19 protein-coding genes are annotated in these 17,822 nt (G+C 72.1%); 12 read left to right on the top strand and 7 right to left on the bottom strand.

The genetic code is table 11. The features are described 5' to 3' along the window. Positions 1 to 33: 33 nt before the first annotated feature. The 4 genes from AB0I28_RS06520 to AB0I28_RS06505 form a co-directional block, all read right to left on the bottom strand. The gene (locus AB0I28_RS06520) at positions 34 to 513 is read right to left on the bottom strand and encodes a hypothetical protein (RefSeq protein WP_357490176.1); all 480 of its coding nucleotides are present in this window, start codon (positions 511 to 513) and stop codon (positions 34 to 36) included. A 149-nt stretch (positions 514 to 662) separates the two neighbouring features. Next, entirely contained in the window at positions 663 to 959 is a 297-nt protein-coding gene (locus tag AB0I28_RS06515; protein ID WP_357490174.1) for a DUF1330 domain-containing protein, read from the bottom strand. A 93-nt stretch (positions 960 to 1,052) separates the two neighbouring features. Further along, positions 1,053 to 2,459 carry an MFS transporter gene (locus AB0I28_RS06510; protein ID WP_357490173.1) on the bottom strand — a complete coding sequence of 469 codons (1,407 nt, stop codon included), beginning with the start codon at positions 2,457 to 2,459 and terminating at the stop codon, positions 1,053 to 1,055. Between the two features lie 26 nt (positions 2,460 to 2,485). Further along, entirely contained in the window at positions 2,486 to 2,944 is a 459-nt protein-coding gene (locus AB0I28_RS06505; RefSeq protein ID WP_357490171.1) for a MarR family transcriptional regulator, read from the bottom strand. A 529-nt stretch (positions 2,945 to 3,473) separates the two neighbouring features. Between AB0I28_RS06505 and AB0I28_RS06500 the strand changes: the two genes are divergently transcribed. The 8 genes from AB0I28_RS06500 to AB0I28_RS06465 all read left to right on the top strand — a co-directional run bounded on the left by AB0I28_RS06500 (position 3,474) and on the right by AB0I28_RS06465 (position 10,630). Continuing rightward, positions 3,474 to 4,019, top strand: coding sequence for an NAD(P)H-dependent oxidoreductase (locus AB0I28_RS06500; protein WP_357490170.1), 546 nt, complete (start codon positions 3,474 to 3,476; stop codon positions 4,017 to 4,019). Continuing rightward, positions 4,016 to 4,510 (top strand): flavin reductase family protein, encoded by a 495-nt coding sequence (locus AB0I28_RS06495; protein ID WP_357490169.1) that lies wholly within the window; start codon positions 4,016 to 4,018, stop codon positions 4,508 to 4,510. The genes AB0I28_RS06500 and AB0I28_RS06495 overlap by 4 nt, the downstream gene beginning before the upstream one ends. A gap of 15 nt (positions 4,511 to 4,525) precedes the next feature. Next, positions 4,526 to 5,596: an ABC transporter substrate-binding protein gene (locus AB0I28_RS06490; RefSeq protein ID WP_357490167.1), complete on the top strand. Its 1,071-nt coding sequence runs from the start codon at positions 4,526 to 4,528 to the stop codon at positions 5,594 to 5,596. A 311-nt stretch (positions 5,597 to 5,907) separates the two neighbouring features. Beyond that, the gene (locus AB0I28_RS06485) at positions 5,908 to 6,738 is read left to right on the top strand and encodes an ABC transporter permease (protein ID WP_357490165.1); all 831 of its coding nucleotides are present in this window, start codon (positions 5,908 to 5,910) and stop codon (positions 6,736 to 6,738) included. Then, entirely contained in the window at positions 6,714 to 7,463 is a 750-nt protein-coding gene (locus AB0I28_RS06480; protein ID WP_357490163.1) for an ABC transporter ATP-binding protein, read from the top strand. Before AB0I28_RS06485 ends, AB0I28_RS06480 begins: the two co-directional genes overlap by 25 nt. Further along, positions 7,460 to 8,794, top strand: coding sequence for an LLM class flavin-dependent oxidoreductase (locus AB0I28_RS06475; RefSeq protein ID WP_357490161.1), 1,335 nt, complete (start codon positions 7,460 to 7,462; stop codon positions 8,792 to 8,794). Before AB0I28_RS06480 ends, AB0I28_RS06475 begins: the two co-directional genes overlap by 4 nt. Positions 8,795 to 8,826: 32 nt before the next feature. Continuing rightward, a complete protein-coding gene (locus tag AB0I28_RS06470; protein ID WP_357490158.1) occupies positions 8,827 to 10,038 on the top strand; it encodes a vanadium-dependent haloperoxidase in 1,212 nt (403 codons plus the stop codon). Between the two features lie 88 nt (positions 10,039 to 10,126). Next, complete coding sequence (locus AB0I28_RS06465; protein WP_357490156.1) at positions 10,127 to 10,630, top strand: hypothetical protein; 504 nt, start codon at positions 10,127 to 10,129, stop codon at positions 10,628 to 10,630. Positions 10,631 to 10,847: 217 nt separating this feature from the next. On the opposite strand, the gene AB0I28_RS06460 is transcribed toward AB0I28_RS06465, so the two are convergent. Next, positions 10,848 to 11,066 carry a hypothetical protein gene (locus AB0I28_RS06460; RefSeq protein WP_357490152.1) on the bottom strand — a complete coding sequence of 73 codons (219 nt, stop codon included), beginning with the start codon at positions 11,064 to 11,066 and terminating at the stop codon, positions 10,848 to 10,850. A 173-nt stretch (positions 11,067 to 11,239) separates the two neighbouring features. Further along, the gene (locus AB0I28_RS06455) at positions 11,240 to 12,991 is read right to left on the bottom strand and encodes a helix-turn-helix domain-containing protein (RefSeq protein WP_357490149.1); all 1,752 of its coding nucleotides are present in this window, start codon (positions 12,989 to 12,991) and stop codon (positions 11,240 to 11,242) included. A 270-nt stretch (positions 12,992 to 13,261) separates the two neighbouring features. On the opposite strand from AB0I28_RS06455, the gene sepH reads away from it, so the two are divergent. The 4 genes from sepH (at position 13,262) to AB0I28_RS06435 (ending at position 16,995) form a co-directional block, all read left to right on the top strand. Continuing rightward, positions 13,262 to 14,263, top strand: coding sequence for a septation protein SepH (sepH, locus tag AB0I28_RS06450; RefSeq protein WP_357490146.1), 1,002 nt, complete (start codon positions 13,262 to 13,264; stop codon positions 14,261 to 14,263). Positions 14,264 to 14,359: 96 nt separating this feature from the next. Next, positions 14,360 to 15,055, top strand: coding sequence for a class I SAM-dependent methyltransferase (locus AB0I28_RS06445; protein ID WP_357490142.1), 696 nt, complete (start codon positions 14,360 to 14,362; stop codon positions 15,053 to 15,055). Positions 15,056 to 15,272: 217 nt separating this feature from the next. Beyond that, entirely contained in the window at positions 15,273 to 15,995 is a 723-nt protein-coding gene (locus tag AB0I28_RS06440) for a class I SAM-dependent methyltransferase (protein ID WP_357490140.1), read from the top strand. A 13-nt stretch (positions 15,996 to 16,008) separates the two neighbouring features. Then, the gene (locus AB0I28_RS06435; protein ID WP_357490137.1) at positions 16,009 to 16,995 is read left to right on the top strand and encodes an aldo/keto reductase; all 987 of its coding nucleotides are present in this window, start codon (positions 16,009 to 16,011) and stop codon (positions 16,993 to 16,995) included. An 80-nt stretch (positions 16,996 to 17,075) separates the two neighbouring features. On the opposite strand, the gene AB0I28_RS06430 is transcribed toward AB0I28_RS06435, so the two are convergent. After that, on the bottom strand, positions 17,076 to 17,783 hold the full coding sequence (locus AB0I28_RS06430) for a restriction endonuclease (RefSeq protein WP_357490133.1): 708 nt from the start codon (positions 17,781 to 17,783) through the stop codon (positions 17,076 to 17,078). Positions 17,784 to 17,822: the final 39 nt, after the last annotated feature.

Below are 17,822 nucleotides of genomic sequence, written 5' to 3'. Positions count from 1 at the left end.
ACGGCAGGGGTTCGTGCGCGGTCGCGGCGGGCGTCACCAGAAGTCCGGGGTGGGTCGGGCGGCGGTTGAGTCCGCCCGGTACAAGGCGTCTCGCGGGACCGACCAGTGCATCCAGCCGCCCTCGCCGCCGAGTCGCCAGCCGGGGCCGCCGAGCTGGAGGAGGTGGCGCCAGTCCCGTTCGGCGACTCCGGGAGCCTTCGGGTGCCGAGGGCTCCCGCCGGTCGGGTACTCGCCGTGGCCGAAGGCGATGTCGTCGGCCGCGACCTGTCCAGGGCGGTCCGGCCAGCCTTCGGCCAGCAGGGTCAGCGGGTGGTCCTCGCAGTGCGGCCACGGCGATTCCGGCTCCAGCAAGGCCACGCCCTCGCGCCGCCAGCGGCCGGTGGCCCGCGCGCGATCGGCTTCGGTCAGCCCGAATCCCGGCCGCGCCAGGCGCGTCAGCTCCGCAGCGGGCTTCGGCCCGAGCCACTCGGTGAAGAACTCGCGCAGCTCCGCGATGGCCGCTTCGCTTTCCATGGCGGTGATCCCATCACGGGCCTGTGACACCGCGTTGAGGTCGGCCCGTGGCACGGCTGACCCGGGCGCAGCCTCGCGGTGAAGCGGCTCTCCGGTCGGCCGAGACCCCGCAGCCGGCATCGTGTTCCTCCCCGACACGGCATCGCTCGTCAGTCGAGGCCTTCGATGATGCGGAAGTCGCGCTCGAAGCCGTCGGGGAGTTCGGCGAGCGCCTTCTGATAGGCCGCACTCTCGTATGCGGCGACCGCCTGTTCGAAGCTGTCGAACTCGACCAGGACGACGCGCTCGGCGATTCCGGCTTCATGTGCCACGACCCGGCTGCCGCCGCGGGCGACGGTCCGCCCGCCCGCCGCCGCGACGGCCAGACCGGCCAGTCCGTTGTAGACACCGAACGCCTCAGCGTCTGCGATGGTGGGGTAGACGCTGACCCAGTAGCCCTTGGCCACGGTTTCTCCTGTTTTCGGTATCGATCATCGGAAACATACTCAGCCCCATGGCCGGGGCGCTGTGGGTCAGCGAGCCGACGTCGGACGGCTCGATCAACCGGCGGTGATCGGATCGGGCGAGCGCCGGCGGGCGAGGGCGAGGCTGACCATCGTCGTGATCGCCATCGCGGCGACGCCGACCAGCGCCGCTGTGGTGTAGGCGTCCTCGTTCGGGAAGAGGCGGCCGGTGTCGGTGCCGGCGGCCAGGACCAGACCGCCGATGGCGCTGCCCAGGGAGTACCCGACGCTGCGGACGATGTAGTTGAAGCTCATGGCGCTCGACGTCTCGCTCTTGGGCGTGACGGCCAGGATGACGCCGGGCATGGCGGCCGAGAAGCCGCCGACGCCGAAACCCAGCACGCCCATGGCCGCCAGTAGTTCGGCCAGGTTGGACCGGGCCGTGGCGAACAGGACGAACCCGCCGCCGACGATGGCGGCGCTGACGGCCAGGAGCAGGGGGCCGTCGATCCGTTCGCGCACCGGCGGTGTGAGCTTTCCGGCGGCGAATCCCAGCACGGAGAACGGGATGAGGACCAGCCCCGCCACGAAAGTGGTCAGCCCGAAGCCGTAGCCGGCGCCGTGCGGTGTCTGCGCGTAGCGGGTGATGAGCGTGAGCAGGAGGTACATGCCGATCCCGCCGACGAACATGGCGATGTTCGCCCCGGCGACCGCCGGGTGCCGTACCGCCCGGACGTCGACCAGGGGCGTCTTGGTCCGCAGTTCGGAAGCGGTCCAGGCGAACAGCAGGAGCACGGCGGCGACGGCGAGGGTCGCCGCCACGGCGAGGTGCCGGGTCCACAGGCTCCTCTGGCCGGCCAGGAACAGGACGAGGAGCAGTCCGCCCGCCAGGGCGAGCGCACCGGCCACGTTCACGTGAGCGGAGCGGCCTTCGGGAGCCGCGGGCATGGACCGCCACGCGGTGACGAAAGCGATGGCGGTGACGAGCAGGCCGAGGCCGTAGGCGGCCCGCAGTCCGCCGAACTCGGCGAGCAGCGCGGCCAGCGGGTAGCCGACGCCGGCTCCGATGATGGACACCACCGAGATCAGGGCGATCGCGGGCGCGCTGCGCTCCTCGGGAAGATGGTCGCGGGCGACGCCCATCATCAGCGCGGTGAGACCGAGTCCGACGCCTTGGGCCGCTCTGCCGGCGAGCAGCCAGGCGAACGGCAGCGGCAGCACGGTGAGCGCGCTGCCGGCGACGACGATCGCCAGCGTGACCAGAATCGTGGCCCGCCGGTGCGGACCGGCGCCGAGCCGGCCGAGGACGGGTGTGGCGACGGCGCCGCTGAGCAGGGCGATGGTCAGCGTCCACTGCGCATTGTCGAGGGAGACGTGGAACGTGGTCGCCACGCTGGTGATGAGCGGCGTCCCGAGGCTGGCGACCGCCGCCACGACCAGGGCGATGAACAGCAGGGCGGGGACGAGCAGACGCGCCTCGGAAGGTGTCGGGGCAGTGGTCACGGGCTGGTCGTGTGCCTGGCCCGCGGTCACCGGTCCGACTCCTCTCGGGCGTGGCCTTCGAGTTCCGACAGGTGCAGCAGCGCCGGAAGGGCAGCCGCCAGGGCCTCGACCTCGTCACCGGTGAGTTCGTCGATCAACCGCGCGTACGCGTCGACGCCCGCCTGGCGTCGCGTCCGGACGTAGGACGCGCCGGCCTCGGTCAGGCACACCAGCGTGACCCGCTTGTCGGACGGATCGCCGTTGCGCTCGACCAGCCCGGACTCCTCCATCACCCGGACCAGGACGGTCATCGCGGGCTGGGTGACGCCCTCGGCCACCGCCAGGTCGGTGATCCGTCGCGGGCCGGTCTTGTCCAGGGTGGCCAAGGTGGCGGCGGACGTCAGGCTCATATCGCGGGGAAGGCGTCTCACCGCCCTGGTGGCCAGGGCGTAGAGGGCTGATCCGATGGCATCGGAAGCGCCGTGCGCGGCGTCTCGGCGGCTCATGCCTGAAGCATAGCGGATTTATATGAATCCTTTATGCATCTCCGCTTTCGGAGGCGTTGCCTGGCTCACAACGCGCGCGTCGACATCGCCTCACGAGGATGAACGCGACCGGGCCGACACCCCCGCCATTCCGTGATCCACACCGCCATCCCAACATCCGAGAATCCCTAGTTATCCGATCGGAAATAGCGGATAGTCGTTCTCATGACCTTGGCCGGCGAGTTCACCCAGCGACGAACGGTCGTCTCGACGCGCCCTCGCGGCGTCGTCTGTCGCTGTCGATAGAACCGCTCCGGCCGCCGACCTGGGCCAGCCGCGAGGTCGCGTCCGCCCGTAGTCCGGTACCCACCGACCTACCGCCGCCGGCCGTCGCCGGTTCGGCACCCGCCCGGTCGCGCCGATCCGCCGCGAAGCCCGGCACCGCCGCCCGGCCCTCGCCGAAAGCCTCCCCGCACCGCGCATCCACGCGGCCGTCGGCGATCCCGCACACCCTCAGCCCCGCCTTCCACCCACCCGAGAGGGCACCTCCATGCCATCCGCACCCCTCGTCACCCTCGTCGGCAATCCCCGACCGGCGTCGCGTACCCGCATCGCCGCCGAGCAGGTCGCCGTCGACCTCGCCGCGCACTTCCCCGGCGCCGCGACCGAATCCGTCACCATCGACCTCGCCACCCTCGGTCCCGCGGCCGTCGGCGCGGCCGACCCGCCGCCCACTTCCGCCGCCGCGCAAGCGATCCGCGCCGCCACGCAGGCGCGCGTCCTGGTCGTCGCGACCCCCGTCTACAAGGCCAGCTTCACCGGCCTCCTCAAACTCTTCCTCGACCAGCTCCACCCCGGCGCGCTCGACGGCGTGATCGCCGTACCGGTCACCATCGCCGCCGCGCCGACCCACACCCTCCTCGCCGACCTGCATCTGCGCCCCGTCCTCGCCGAACTCGGCGCGAGCCTCCCGGTCCCCTCGCTCACGCTCACCGAGAAGGAGCTGCCGAACCTCGTCGCGCTCTCCGAGGCGTGGGCGGCCAGGTTCGCCCCGGCGGTCCGCGCGCTCGTCACCGAAGCGGAGGTGCGGGCGTGACCACCGTGACCCGCCCCGAACTCGACGCGGCCGCCTTCCGCACGGTGTTCCGCGGCCACGCCGCCGCCGTCGCGATCATCACCGCCGACTCCGGCCGAGGCCCCGCCGGATTCACCGCCACCTCGCTGACAACGGTGTCGCTGTCCCCGCCGCTGGTCACCTTCGCACTGTCCACAGTGGCTTCGACCTGGCCGACCGTCGCCGAGGCGCGCAGCCTCGTCGTCCACCTCCTCGACCGGGGACAGCACGAACTCGCCTCCCGCTTCGCCACCAGCGGCGTCGACCGCTTCGCCGAACCGACCCGCTGGTCACGCCTGGACACCGGCGAACCCGTCCTCGACGAAGCACCCGTGCGGCTGCGCGGCGTCGTCGAGAACCGCGTCCCCGCCGGGGACCACCACATCGTCGTCGTCCGCCTCACCGGCGCCGACGTCATCCGCCCCCACTCACCGCTGCTGTACCACGGCGGCGCGTACGCCTCGCTCACCTGACCACGAAAGGCCGTCATGTCAACGCCATCCCCCCGCCGGTTTCCGCTCGGCGTCCCCTTCGCCGTCCTCGTGCTCACCGCACTGGTGGCGCTGACCGGCTGCTCCGCCGCCGAATCCGCCGGGCCCGCGCTCGCCGCCGACGCGCCGCTGCCGGCCTCGGTCCCCGAGGGCACCAAGCTCATCGTCGGCGATCCGTCCACGAAGGTCGCGCTCCAGCTGTCGGGTGAACTCGACAAGTTCTCCTTCGACATCGAGTGGGCCAACATCAGCGGCGGCCCGCAGACGACCGAGGCGTTTCGGGCCGACGCCCTCGACGTCGGCGCGGTCGCCGAGATCCCGGCCATCCACGCGACCTGGACCGGGCTGCCGGTGAAGATCGTGGCCTCCAAGTTCCGCGTCGACCCCATCGGACACCCGATCTACCAGCTCGGCGTCGCGCCGGGCGTCTCGGTCGCCTCGATCGCCGACCTGCGCGGCAAGAAGATCGCCTACAGCCCAGGGCAGGCGCAGGGTGCGCTGATCCTGCGCGTCCTCAAGCAGGCCGGACTGACCAAGGAGGACGTCGAGCTGATCGAGCTGCCCAGCACCGGCGACGTCTATCCCAGCGCGCTCGCCGGCCGGCAGGTCGACGTGGCACCGCTCGGCGGCGTGAACATCTCGCGGTACCTGACCAAGTACGGCCCCGACGGCGCCACGACGATCCCGCACGGCCTGCGCGACGACCCCAGCCACCTGTACGTGCGCACCGAAACCCTTGAGGACGCCGGGAAGGCGGCCGCGATCGCCGAGTACGTGGCGGCCTGGGGCAGGGCGACGAAGTGGGTCTACGAGCACCCGCAGGAGTGGATCGACGGCTACTACGTCGCCGACCAAGGTCTGTCCAAAGAGGACGGGCAGTATCTCGTCGACGCCGCCGGCGAGCCCGACGTGCCCGCCGACTGGACCGACGTGATCGCGCGCCACCAGGAGACCATCGACCTGCTCGCCGCCGAGACCGGCAACGACGCGATCAAGGCCGACGATCTCTACGACCGGCGCTACGAGAAGCTCGGCGCCGAGGCGTACGGAAGCGGTGGGCAGGGATGACCGCGAACGTGACGAGGACCGTCGACGGGGTGGCGGGCGCCGATCCCGTGCACCAGGAGGTCGTGCTCGCGGCCGCGGGAGCGGCCGGTGCCACCGGCGTCGTGGGGGCGGGGGTGGGCACGGGTGCGGTCAGCGGTTCGCCGAACGCGCCGGTCACCCCGGCGAGCGCCCCCACCCCGCGAGAGGCACGGGCCCTCCACGCTGCGCCAACGACGTTGGGGCCGCCCGTTCCTCCCTCCACGGCCGACCGTAGCGCGCCGCCAGGCGAGGCCGGCGAACGTGAACGGCGTTCCCTGTGGATAACCCCCCGGTTGTGGACAACCCGTCCGAAGACCGCCGCCAAACCCCGAACCCACCTGCGCCGCCGCCCCCGCCTCGGCCCCGGCCGCCGCATCCCCGGCGGCGCCCTCCTCGGCCCGGCGCTCCTGCTCGCGGCCTGGTTCGCCGGCTCGGCGACCGGCCTCCTCGACCCGCGCGTCCTGTCGGCACCGTGGACCGTCGTCACCACCACCGGCGAGCTCATCGCCAACGGCCGCCTCCAGGACAACCTCGCCACCTCCGCCGAACGCTTCGCCTACGGCCTCGTCCTCGGCGTCGCCATCGGCACCGTCCTGGCCCTCGCCTCGGGCCTGAGCCGCTGGGGCGAGGCCGTCCTCGACGGCCCCATCCAGATCAAGCGCGCCGTCCCCTCCCTCGCCCTGTTGCCCCTGCTGATCCTGTGGCTCGGCATCGGCGAGGGCATGAAGATCACCACGATCGTCCTCGGCGTCCTCATCCCCGTCTACATCCACACCCACAACGGCCTGCGCGGCATCGACGGCCGCTACGCCGAACTCGCCGAGACCGTCGAACTGAGCCACGCGTCCTTCATCCGCCGCGTGATCCTGCCCGGCGCGCTCCCCGGATTCCTGCTCGGACTGCGCTTCGCGGTCACCTCGGCATGGCTGTCACTCGTCGTCGTCGAGCAGATCAACGCCACCAGCGGCATCGGCTACATGATGGAGCTGGCCCGCACGTACGGACAGACCGACGTCATCGTCGTCGGCCTCGTCCTCTACGGCGTGCTCGGCCTGCTCTCCGACGGCGCCGTCCGCCTCATCCAAAGGAGAGCGCTGTCATGGCGACGCACCCTGGCCGACTAGCCGTCGACGCCCCCGCCGTCCGCATCCGCGACCTCGACCGCGCCTTCGGGGAGCACACGGTCCTCGACGGCCTCAACCTCACCCTCCACAAGGGGGAGTTCGTGGCCCTGCTCGGCCGCAGCGGTTCGGGCAAGTCGACGCTCCTGCGCGCTCTGGCGGGCCTCGACTACGAGGTCACCGGCGCCGGCGAGATCGAAGTGCCCGGAAAGGTCTCGGTCGTCTTCCAGGACTCCCGGCTCCTTCCGTGGCAGCGGGTCCTGCCCAACGTGCTGCTCGGGCTGCGCACTCCCGACGCGAAACGCCGCGGCCTCGACGCCCTCGCCGAGGTCGGCCTGGCCGGCCGGGAACGCGCGTGGCCCAACCAGCTGTCGGGCGGCGAGCAGCAGCGCGTGGCGCTGGCCCGCTCCCTCGTCCGGGAGCCCGAACTGCTCCTGGCCGACGAGCCCTTCGGCGCCCTGGACGCGCTGACCCGCCTGCGCATGCACGAACTCCTGCGGGCGCTGCACCGGCGCCACCGCCCCGCCGTCCTCCTGGTCACCCATGACGTCGACGAGGCCATCGCGCTCGCCGACCGCGTCTTGATCCTCCACAAGGGACACATCGCCGCCGAACAGGCCGTCGACCTCGACGGACCGCGCGGGCCCGCCGACCCCGGCTTCGCCCGCATCCGCACACGACTGCTCGCCGCGCTCGGCGTGGGCGCCGACGACAAGGACCGGACATGACCCGCAAACCCCTGCACCTCAACGCCTTCCTGATGAGCACCGGTCACCACGAGGCGTCCTGGCGGCTCCCGGAGAGCAACCCCCACGCGACCACCGACGTACGGCACTACCAGGAACTGGCCCGCATCGCCGAGCGCGGGAAGCTCGACTCGGTGTTCTTCGCCGACTCGCCGCAGCTGTGGGGCGACATCGGCAGACGCCCGTCGGGTTCCCTCGAACCGACCGTCGTGCTCACCGCGATCGCGGCCGTCACCACCCACATTGGACTGATCGCCACCGCGTCGACGACCTACAACGAGCCCTACAACCTCGCGCGCCGATTCGCCTCGGTCGACCACGTCTCCGGCGGCCGGGCCGGCTGGAACATCGTGACCACGGCGGGGATCGAGGCCGCCCGCAACTTCAACCTCGACCGGCTCCCCGCCCACCGGTCGCGCTACGAACGGGCCGCGGAGTTCGTCGAGGTCTCGCAGAAGCTCTGGGACAGCTGGGACGACGACGCCGCCCTCGGCGACAAGGCCGGCGGCGTGTGGGGCGACAACGACCGCGTGCGGCCCATCGACCACACCGGCCCGCACTTCCGCGTCGCCGGCCCCCTCAACGTTCCCCGTTCACCGCAAGGGCATCCGGTGCTCGTGCAGGCCGGATCGTCCGAGGACGGCAGGGACTTCGCCGCCCGTTACGCCGAGGCGGTCTTCACCGCCCAGCAGACCCTCGCCGACGCGCAGTCCTTCTACGCCGACGTGAAACTGCGCGCCGCGCGCCTCGGCCGCGACCCGGAGTCGGTGAAGATCCTGCCCGGGATCGTGCCCGTCATCGGCGACACCGAGGCCGAGGCCGCCGAACTCGACGCCGAACTCGACCGCCTCATCGTCCCCGAGTACGCCCGCGACCAGCTCGCCAAGACCCTCCGCGTCGACCCCGCCGACCTGCCCCTCGACGCCGAACTGCCGGCCGGTCTGCCCTCGGAGGACGAGATCGAGGGCGCCAAGAGCCGCTACACGCTCATCGTCGAACTCGCCCGGCGCGAGCGCCTGACCGTGCGGCAGCTGATCGGGCGCCTGGGCGGCGGACGCGGGCACCGCACCTTCACCGGCACTCCCGTTCAGGTCGCCGACGCGATCGAGGAGTGGTACGACGCCGGCGCCGCCGACGGGTTCAACATCATGCCCGCCGTGCTGCCGTCGGGGCTCACCGCGTTCGTCGACAAGGTCGTGCCGATCCTGCGCGAGCGCGGGCTCTTCCGGCACGACTACGAGGGCACGACCCTGCGCGACCACTACGGACTGGCGCGCCCCGTGAACAGGTACGCCGACCCGGTCGCGGCATGAGCCGCGGCCCCGATCTCGACCAAGGAGTCCTCGTGCACAAGACGACCCGAAGGCGGCTCGTGGTGGCCGCCGCCCTGACCCCCGTGGCCATCGCGACCTTCCCGCAGACCGCGTCCGCCGACTCCACTGTGGACCCGGCGACCGAGTGGTACGACCTGACCGCCGCCGTCATCACCGCCTCGGGCGCCTCCGCCCAGGTGGCCAACAGCCGGACCTGGGCGATCGGCTGGCTGGCGGCGGCCCGAGCGCTGCGCCGGTCGGGCGACGCCGACTTCCAGCACGCCGCCCTGGCCTCCGCCGTCCACGAAGTGCTCCGCGACCAGATCCCGTCCCGCGCGGGGGATCTCGACGCCGCCCTGGCGGCGTCCCTCGCCCGGATTCCCGACGGCCGCGCCAAGCAACGCGGTGTGACGACAGGAAGCGCCGAGGCGCGGGCGCTGCTCACCGACCGCGTGGGCGACGGCCTCGACCCGGCCTCGGTCAACGCACCGTTCACCCCCGACCCGCCCGCGCCCGGGGTCTGGCAGCCGACGCCGCCGGCCTTCGGCGGCGGTCAGCAGTCGGGAACCCGTTACGCCAGGCCGTTCCTGCTCTCTCGTGCCGACCGCTTCCGCCCGCCCCCTCCCCCGCCCCTGGGCTCAAGCCGCAACACCCGTGACCTCGCCGAAGTGCGCGCCTTCGGCGCGCGGGAGAGTTCGGTGCGCACGCCGGCGCAGACCGCCACCGCGCAGTTCTGGCTCGGGTCCTCCCTGGTGCTCTACAACGGGATCCTGCGGGCCGCGCTGGTCCAGTCGCGGCGGTCACTGGCCTGGCGCACGGGCCTGGTGGGGCTGTTCCACGTGGCACTGGTCGACACGCAGATCGCCACCTCCGACGCCAAGTACCACTACCGCACCTGGCGGCCGGTCACCGCGATCAGGGCACTGCATGATCCACAGTGGACGCCGCTGCACGACACGCCATCGCACCCCGACTACGTGTCGGGGCACAACATCTACTCCGGCGCCGCCGAGGCCGTGCTCACCGACCTGACCGGCCCGAGCGCGCGGCCCTACACGATCGGCAGCCCCTCGGCGCCGGGTCTGACCCGGACCTACACCGACTGGGCGACGCCGTCGCGGGAGAACGTCGACGCGCGCGTCTGGTCGGGAATCCACACCCGGATCGCCGACGAGGCCGGCATCGCGCTGGGGAAGAAGGTCGCACGGCACACCCTCGACCACGCCCACCGCCTGCTCACCTGAGCCGATAGGCGCCGGCCCAGCCCACCGGCGCCTATCTCCATCTATCCGGATAGTTGCTGTATGTATCTCAGACAGATACAGTGGCCATATGAGCAACGCACCCCGGTACGAAGACCTGTTCGTCTATCTCGACGCGCTCGGCAAGACCGGGCGGCTGAAGCGGACGTCGATCGACCTGGCCCGCTCGACGCTCAAGCGCGTCCTGGAGGCCACCGACGTCACCATCGACACCGTTCTCGACGACCTGGACATCGACCAGATCAGGAGCCAGCTGGAGTCGCTCGACCTGAAGTCGAGCACCGCCGAGGCCTACGCCGGAAGACTGCGGCGGATGGTCAAGGAGTCGCGCGCGTGGGCGGCCGGCGAGCCGCTGAAGAAGCCGGAGGAGGAGAAGTCGATGATCGACTACCCCCTCCAGCTGCGCCCGGGGATGCGGCTGAGCTTCAGCCTGCCCGCCGACCTGACGCCCGCCGAGGCCTCGCGCATCGGCCGGTTCCTGAGCGAACTGGTCGTCGACGAGCCAGTCGACGAGCCGGCCGAGCCGTCGGCGAGCGACTCGGGTGACGGCACCGCGGAGGAGCAGGCGGCGTGAAGACCGGGTGACGGGCCGCACTGCGCCCACCCCCGGACGTCGTGTCGAGGGTGGGCGGGCGCGTGTCCGGCGCTAGGGCGTGTCGGCAAAGGGGTGGGATGGTGGGTGGTCGTTTCGCCGGGCGGAGAGCTACCGCACGTTCACGCCGAGGGCCTGGTCTCTGCCGGCTTCGACGGCAGCGGGCCGGTCCGGGGAGCCGTTGCGGCCCGCCATCTCGTCAGCACAGCGGAGACGAGCAGCAGCATCCGTAGTTCTCCCAGAAGGTGAGGCGCCCACTCGCGCATACCAGGCGCCGCATCCGTTGCTGGCCGATGGGGCTGGAGTTGCAGTCCCTCGATTCACACCGGTACACGTATTGGCACTCGTCGGCCAGGGCGGTGGCTCGGGGGACGAACACGGCGACCAGACGGTCGCAGATCTCGGTCAGGGCTTTCATGGCCTGCTCCTTCCTCGGTTTCCGCCTTCAGGGCGGGGCACGATGAGGGCAGTGTCCTTGGTACTCGGGCGGAAAAGCTTGAGCAGACCTTGACTCCGTCCACAGTGGCGAGAACCCCGTTGTGCGCGTGATCGGCAGGGCCCCCACGTCAGCGCCGGGGGTCGCACAACCCCCTACCCCACCGCCCCCGCCACTCTCGCCGCCGCCCGCAGGGCGGCGCCGTGCACGCCCGCGTCGGCATCGACGGCCGGATCCGCCAGCACCCGGCACAGCCCTCGCTCGGCTCTCTCGACCTCACCGGCCGCCAGCAGCGCCTCGACCATCCCCAGCTCCGCGTGCAGCCGCGCCGGATGGTCCCCGAGCCGCATCGCGGCCACCCTCGACCTCGCGTACCACCCGACGGCCTCCCCGGCCCGCCCCACGCAGCGCAGGTGCGCCGCGCGCGTCACCGCCGCGACGGCCCGCGGCACGAGTCCGTCGGCGGCCCGCACCGCGTGTTCGGTGGCGGCCCCGCGGTCATCGTGCAGCGCCCGCCGGTCCTGATGCGCGGCGGTCACCGCCGCCAGCCGCCACACCACGTCCCCTGGACCGAGCGCGACCGCCGCGTGAAGCAGCGCCATCGCGGCCTCGTACCAACCGGGCCGCGCGGGCGTCGGCTCGGTCCGCAACCGCGCCCACAGCGGTCCCACGACCGCGCCGGGCGCGTGCTCCGCGTCGGCCGCGATCGCCACGACGGCCCGTGCCGCGCGCTCCACCGCACGGCGCACGTCGGCGGCCGGATCGGCGAGCGCCCGCCGGCCGGCCGCGTAGGCGCGCACGGCGTCGTGCACCCTGTACCGGCGGCTTCCCTCGGCGTAGGCCGTCCGCTCGACGAGGTGGGCGTCGGCGAGTTCGCCGAAGCGCGTCGCCGCCTCCACTTCGGACAGTCCGGCGAGTTGCGCGCCGAGCCAGCAGGGCGCGGGGTCGAGCGCGACGACGGTCAGCAGGCGCAGGAGCCGGGCGGAGGGCGCGGTCAGGGAGCGATAGGCGAGCACGATGCCCGATCCGACGGTCTCCAGGCGGCTCGCGAGTTCCGTCATGGTCCACTGTGGGCGTGCGGTGAGCCGGGCGGCCGCCATCCGAATCGATAGCGGCAGACCGCCGCAGGCGTCGACGACGCGCGCGAGCGCCTTCTCGTCGACGGCCGCCTGGCCCGACAGGGATCGCAGCAGCGTTGATCCCGATCGTCGGCTCAGCGGGCACAGGGCCCGGTTGGTGCCCGTGGCGAGAGCCCGGCGGCCGGTGACGACCGTGACGCTGCCGCGCGCGGGCAGCAGCGGCCGGAGCTGCTCGTCGCCGGAGGCGTTGTCCAGCAACAGGTACAGGGCGCGGCCGGTGGTCGTGGCACGCCATCGGGCGGCGAGTTCGGCCGGATCGTCGGACAGGCCGGTGACGCCGAGGTCGGTGAGCAGGGAGCGCAGCGCCGCGGTCGTCGACAGGGGCTCGGTGGTGCCGCGCAGGTCGAGGTAGACGCGCCCGTCGGGGCAGTCGGCGGCCATCGCCTCGGCCAGGCGCACGCCGAGGGCGGTCTTGCCGACGCCGCCGGGCCCGGTGATCACCAGCGGCCCGGAGCGCGCGACGGCCGCGTATTCGCGCAGCTCGGTCTCGCGCCCGACGAACTGGCGCGGCGCGGCGGGTAAGCGGTCGGGAGCCACCGACAGCGCCTCGGGGACTCCGCGCGCGGCGGCGACGAACTCGCCGCGCTCGCGTCCGCCGAGTTCCAGCGCGTCGGCGAGCAACGCGATGGAGCTCGGCCGGGGTCTGGCGACCCGGTCGCGTTCGAGATCCCTGATCGTGCGCACACCCAGCCGCGCCCGCTCGGCGAGACGCTCCTGGGTGAGACCCAGGCGAACGCGGTGGCCGTTCAGTCGCGCGCCGAATGTCATGGCATCGCCCCCTCGACTCCACGTTCACGTTACGTCGCCTAAACAGCGGGCGATATCACGTTTCCGGCACTACTGTGGTCCACATCCGTGATGACCTGCGGTGTTCCGGTCCGCCGAGGTCGGGATACATCCGTACGGATCGAATCGCGTGACCAACGTCTGGAAGAAATTGGTGATCTTCTTCCTTTCGCGGCGGCGCGGCACGGATGTATGCCGGTACGGTGGGGCGTAATGTGACCTGAAGCGACATCCGATGCGAGGAGGAGCGCGATGCGGCCGGTACGTTTTGTCGCCCTCTCCGAGGACGGTCAGGCCCTCGTGCTCGCCGACGAGGTGGGCCGCCTTCTCACTCTGCCGCTCGATGAGCGCATCGCCACGGCCGTCCGCCACGAGAAGGGCACCGCCCTCGAAGGCGACGAGCCTCCCGCGGTCATCACCTCGACTCCCGTGACCCTTTCGCCGCGCGACATCCAGTCCCGGATCCGCGCCGGCGAGTCCGCCGACGACGTGGCCCGCCACGCCGGCGTGCCGGTGACGCGGGTGCTTCGCTACGCCGGTCCGGTCCTGCAGGAACGCGCCATGCTCGCGCAGCACGCTCGCCGGGCCCGGCTGCGCACCTCCGACCGGGGCGCGCGCCTGGCCGACATCGTCGACGGCAAGCTCGGGCAGCACGGCGTCGACTCCGACAAGGTCTCGTGGGACGCCTACCGCCGTGAGGACGGCACGTGGCGGATCATCGCGACGTGGCCGAGCGGCAAGGCGACCGCGCAGGCCGTGTGGGAGCTCGACAAGGCCCGCCAGACGGTCGGACCCGATGACGAGATGGCGCAGTTCCTGTCGACGGAGGGCCCGGCCGGGCTGTCCCCGACGGGCCTGGGTCTCGGCGGTGGTCCGGCGACGCAGACGATGACCGCGCCGACCTCGCGTCCGTCGCGCGATCCCTTGCACGGGGCGGGAAGCCGCCCGTCGGTGCGGGAGACCGCGCCGCGCGATCCGCTGCGCCGCGACGCGCTTCGGGCCGTCCTGGAGCGTCCGATGGGCGCGCCGAGCCGTCCCGAGCCCGCCTCGGGCGGACTGGGCCTGCCCGGTTCGGAGCCGGTGGAGATCCGCGACACGCCGAGCGTGCCGTCGCTGGCCGTCCTGCGGCCGCGCCGGACCGAGACCGACACCGAGTCGGAGCCCACGCCCGGCGGGAAGCCGCGCAACCGGCTGCCGGCCTGGGACGACGTGCTCTTCGGCGACACCTCGCCGCGGTCGAGCACCCGCTTATAAACGACCCGAAAGGCGCACCCCGTCTCGAACGAGGTGCGCCTTTCGCATGGACGAAAAGGACTGTCGCCGCCCCCGGCATGGGTTTAGCGTGCGGGCATGTACGCCGACGACATGGCCACCGTTTACGACCTGCTCTACTCCGGCAAGGACTACGCCGGGGAGAGCGCGGCCGTCACCGAACTGATCCGCGAGCGTGTCCCGGACGCGGCCGCGCTGCTCGACGTGGCGTGCGGGTCCGGCGGGCACCTGCGGTACCTCTCGGAGCCCTTCGCCGCCGAGGGGCTCGAACTCTCGCCGCAGATGGCCGCCATCGCCCGTGGGCGCGGCTGTGCCGTGACGGTCGGCGACATGCGCGGCTTCGACCTGGGGCGGCGGTTCGACGCCGTCGTGTGCCTGTTCGGGGCGATCGGTTACGCCGGCGGTGATGCGGGGCTCGACGCCGCCGTGGCGAGCATGGCGGCGCACCTGAGGCCGGGCGGGGTGGTGATGGTGGAGAACTTCCGCGCGCCCGGTGAGTTCTTCGACGGGTACCGGGTCGCGGGCGCGTGGGAGGAGGACGGCCGGGTGCTGACGCGGCTGTCGGTGTCGCGGAAGCGCGGGAGCCTCGGCGTGGTGGACATGCACATGGTCTACGCCGACGACGCCGGTGTGCGGTCCTTCGTCGACCGGCACGAGATGTCGCTGTACTCGGCGGCCGACTTCGAGCGGGCCTTCGCGGCGGCGGGGCTGTCGGTGACGCGGGTGGACGACGTGCTGATGGGGTGGGGGTTGTACGTGGGGGCGCGGCGGTAGCCGTCGAAGTAGAGGGCTGGGCGATCGAGTCCACGACGAGGGGGGAGCGGCGGCGTACGGGAAGGCGGCGCCGTTGAGTACCCATGGCGCGCCGAGCGCCTCGGCCCCGAACACGACGCCCCCCACGCCGCCCTCACCCCCCGTAAAGTGACCCAAACCCCGCCCCAACGCCCGCCACGTCCCAGGGCCGCCAAAAACCACATCCACGGAGGTCCCCGTGCACCCCGACACCCCTCCCTACACCGGCTTGCTCGCCGACGCCTACGACCTGATCTTCGACCAGAGCGACTACCCCGCCGAGACCGCCCACCTCGCCGAACTCGTCCGCACCGCCAACCCCGCCGCCACCTCGCTCCTCGACGTCGCCTGCGGTCCCGGCCGACATCTCCTCGGCCTCTCCGAGGTCTTCCCCGACACCGCCGGCGTCGACCTGTCCGAGCGGATGGTCGCCCTCGCCCGCGACCGCCTCCCCGAGCGGGTTCCCGTCAGCGTCGGCGACATGCGCGAACTCGACCTGGGCCGCCGCTTCGACGCCGTGATCTGCCTCTTCGGCTCCGTGGGCTACATGCGCGAGCCCACCGCCCTCAACACCGCGGTGGCCCGCATGGCCGCCCACCTCAACCCCGGCGGCGTCCTCATCGTCGAGCCCTGGCACACCCCGGCGGTCTTCGAGGAGACGCGCATTCCCGTCACCGCCCGAGCGGCGGACAGCGCGATGACGACCCTCATCGTCCAGCGCCGGGAGGGCCGCCACGGGATCATGGACATGCACCACGTCTACGCCCGCGGCTTCGAGGTCCACACCTTCCGCGAGGTCCACGAGCTGGGACTGTTCACCGACGCGGAGTACCGGGCGTCCTTCGAGGCGGCGGGCCTCGATGTCCGCCACGACGGCGACGCGCCGACCTCGTCGGGCTTGTACGTCGGCGCCGGTCGGTGAAAGGCTTCGAATCATGGACTACACCAATCTCGGCCGAACCGGCCTCAAAGTGTCCCGCCTGTGCCTGGGCACCATGAACTTCGGTCCCAAGACGACCGAGGACGACAGCCACGCGATCATGGACCGGGCCCTCGACGTGGGACTGAACTTCTTCGACACCGCCGACGTATACGGCTGGAAGACCGGCGAGGGCGTCACCGAGAAGATCCTCGGCACCTGGTTCGCCAAGGGCGGCACCCGCCGCGACGACGTCGTCTTGGCCACGAAGGTCTTCGGCGGCATGGGCGAGGGACCCAACGACCGCGGCCTGTCCGCGCGGCACGTCATCCGCGCCTGCGAGGACTCGCTCAAGCGCATGCAGACCGACTACATCGACCTGTACCAGATGCACCACGTGGACCGCTCCACGCCTTGGGAAGAGCTCTGGCAGGCGATGGATCTGCTCGTGGCGCAGGGGAAGGTCCGCTACGTCGGCTCCTCCAACTTCGCCGGCTGGCACCTCGTGCAGGCGCAGGAGGCCGCCAACCGCCGCCACAGCCTGGGCCTGGTCTCCGAGCAGTGCATCTACAACCTGATGACCCGCCACGTCGAGCTGGAGGTCCTCCCGGCCGCGCAGGAGTACGGCATCGGGATCATCCCCTGGTCCCCGCTGCACGGCGGCGCGCTGTCGGGCGTCCTGCGCAAGATGCGCGAGGGCACCGCCGACCGCAGCGGCACCGGCCGCTCGGCCGAGACCGTCGAGGCGAACCGCGACCAGCTGGAAGCCTGGGAGAAGTTCTGCGACCAGCTCGGCAAGGCGCCCTCCCACGTGGCGCTCGCCTGGCTCCTGGCGCAGCCTGCCGTCACCGCGCCGATCGTCGGACCCCGCACGGCCGGGCAGCTCGACGACACGCTCAAGGCCCTCGACGTCGTCCTCGACGAGGCGGAGCTGACCGCGCTCGACGAGATGTTCCCGCCGGTCGGAAACGGCGGCCCCGGCCCCGAAGCCTGGGCCTGGTAAGCGATCCCCCTCGTACTCGGTCGGTCCCGGACCCACCCCCGGGACCGACCGTTGTCCACGCCTCGATACGAGGCGAAAACTCAGCCGACCTCGAAGAACGCCTCGTCGACGTCGAGGGTCCGGCGCACGCCGCAGCGGTGCCGGATCATCAGTTCACCGAGTTCGCGCTGGTCGATCAGCCGCAGGGTCACCCGCTCGGCGACCTCGGCGGCGTACTCGCGGGCCTCCTGCGTGAAGCGGCCCGTGGTCACCACACAGCCGCGGCTGGTCGGCTGCGCGGACATCTCCCGCGCGAAGACCTCGATCTCGCGAAGGCCGACGGTACGGGCGATCCCCACTTTGCGGCAGACCACGAACAGCGGATCGGTGTCGTAAGGGTCGTGCCAGATCACCCCCTGCACCATCGTGTGGCCGAGCGCGTCGAGCGTCATCCGGTGCCCGTCCGGCGACTGGTAGCCGTCGGCGGCGAGCAGTCCCAGCACGGTGCGGATGAAGAAATCGTGACCGGATTCCCGCATGCGCGCGACCAGCCGGGCGCCCAGTTCGGCCGGATCGGTGGCCGCGAGCCGCTTCTCACCGGTCCGGCTGAAGCGCCCGGGTTCGGCCGCCGGGCGCGTCCGGTCGCGCCGGGGGCCCCTCAACCGGGCCAGCCCGGCGTGCAGGGAACCGGCCGGGCGCGAGCGCGCCTGATCGGGGGGATCGTCGGGGTCAGGAATCCGAAACGGCTCGCCATCGCTGATGACACGCCGCCGCCAGGGGAGCCTCGGCTCCCCCGCCAAGCTCGACATGTGATGTCCGACCTTTCGTGGTGGGTGGCATTTCTCCTG

Origin of the sequence: Phytomonospora sp. NPDC050363, assembly GCF_040655735.1 — a bacterium.
Classification (GTDB): domain Bacteria; phylum Actinomycetota; class Actinomycetes; order Mycobacteriales; family Micromonosporaceae; genus Phytomonospora.
Note: the sequence above shows the minus strand (reverse complement) of the source record. Positions and strands in the feature narration are given on the sequence as shown.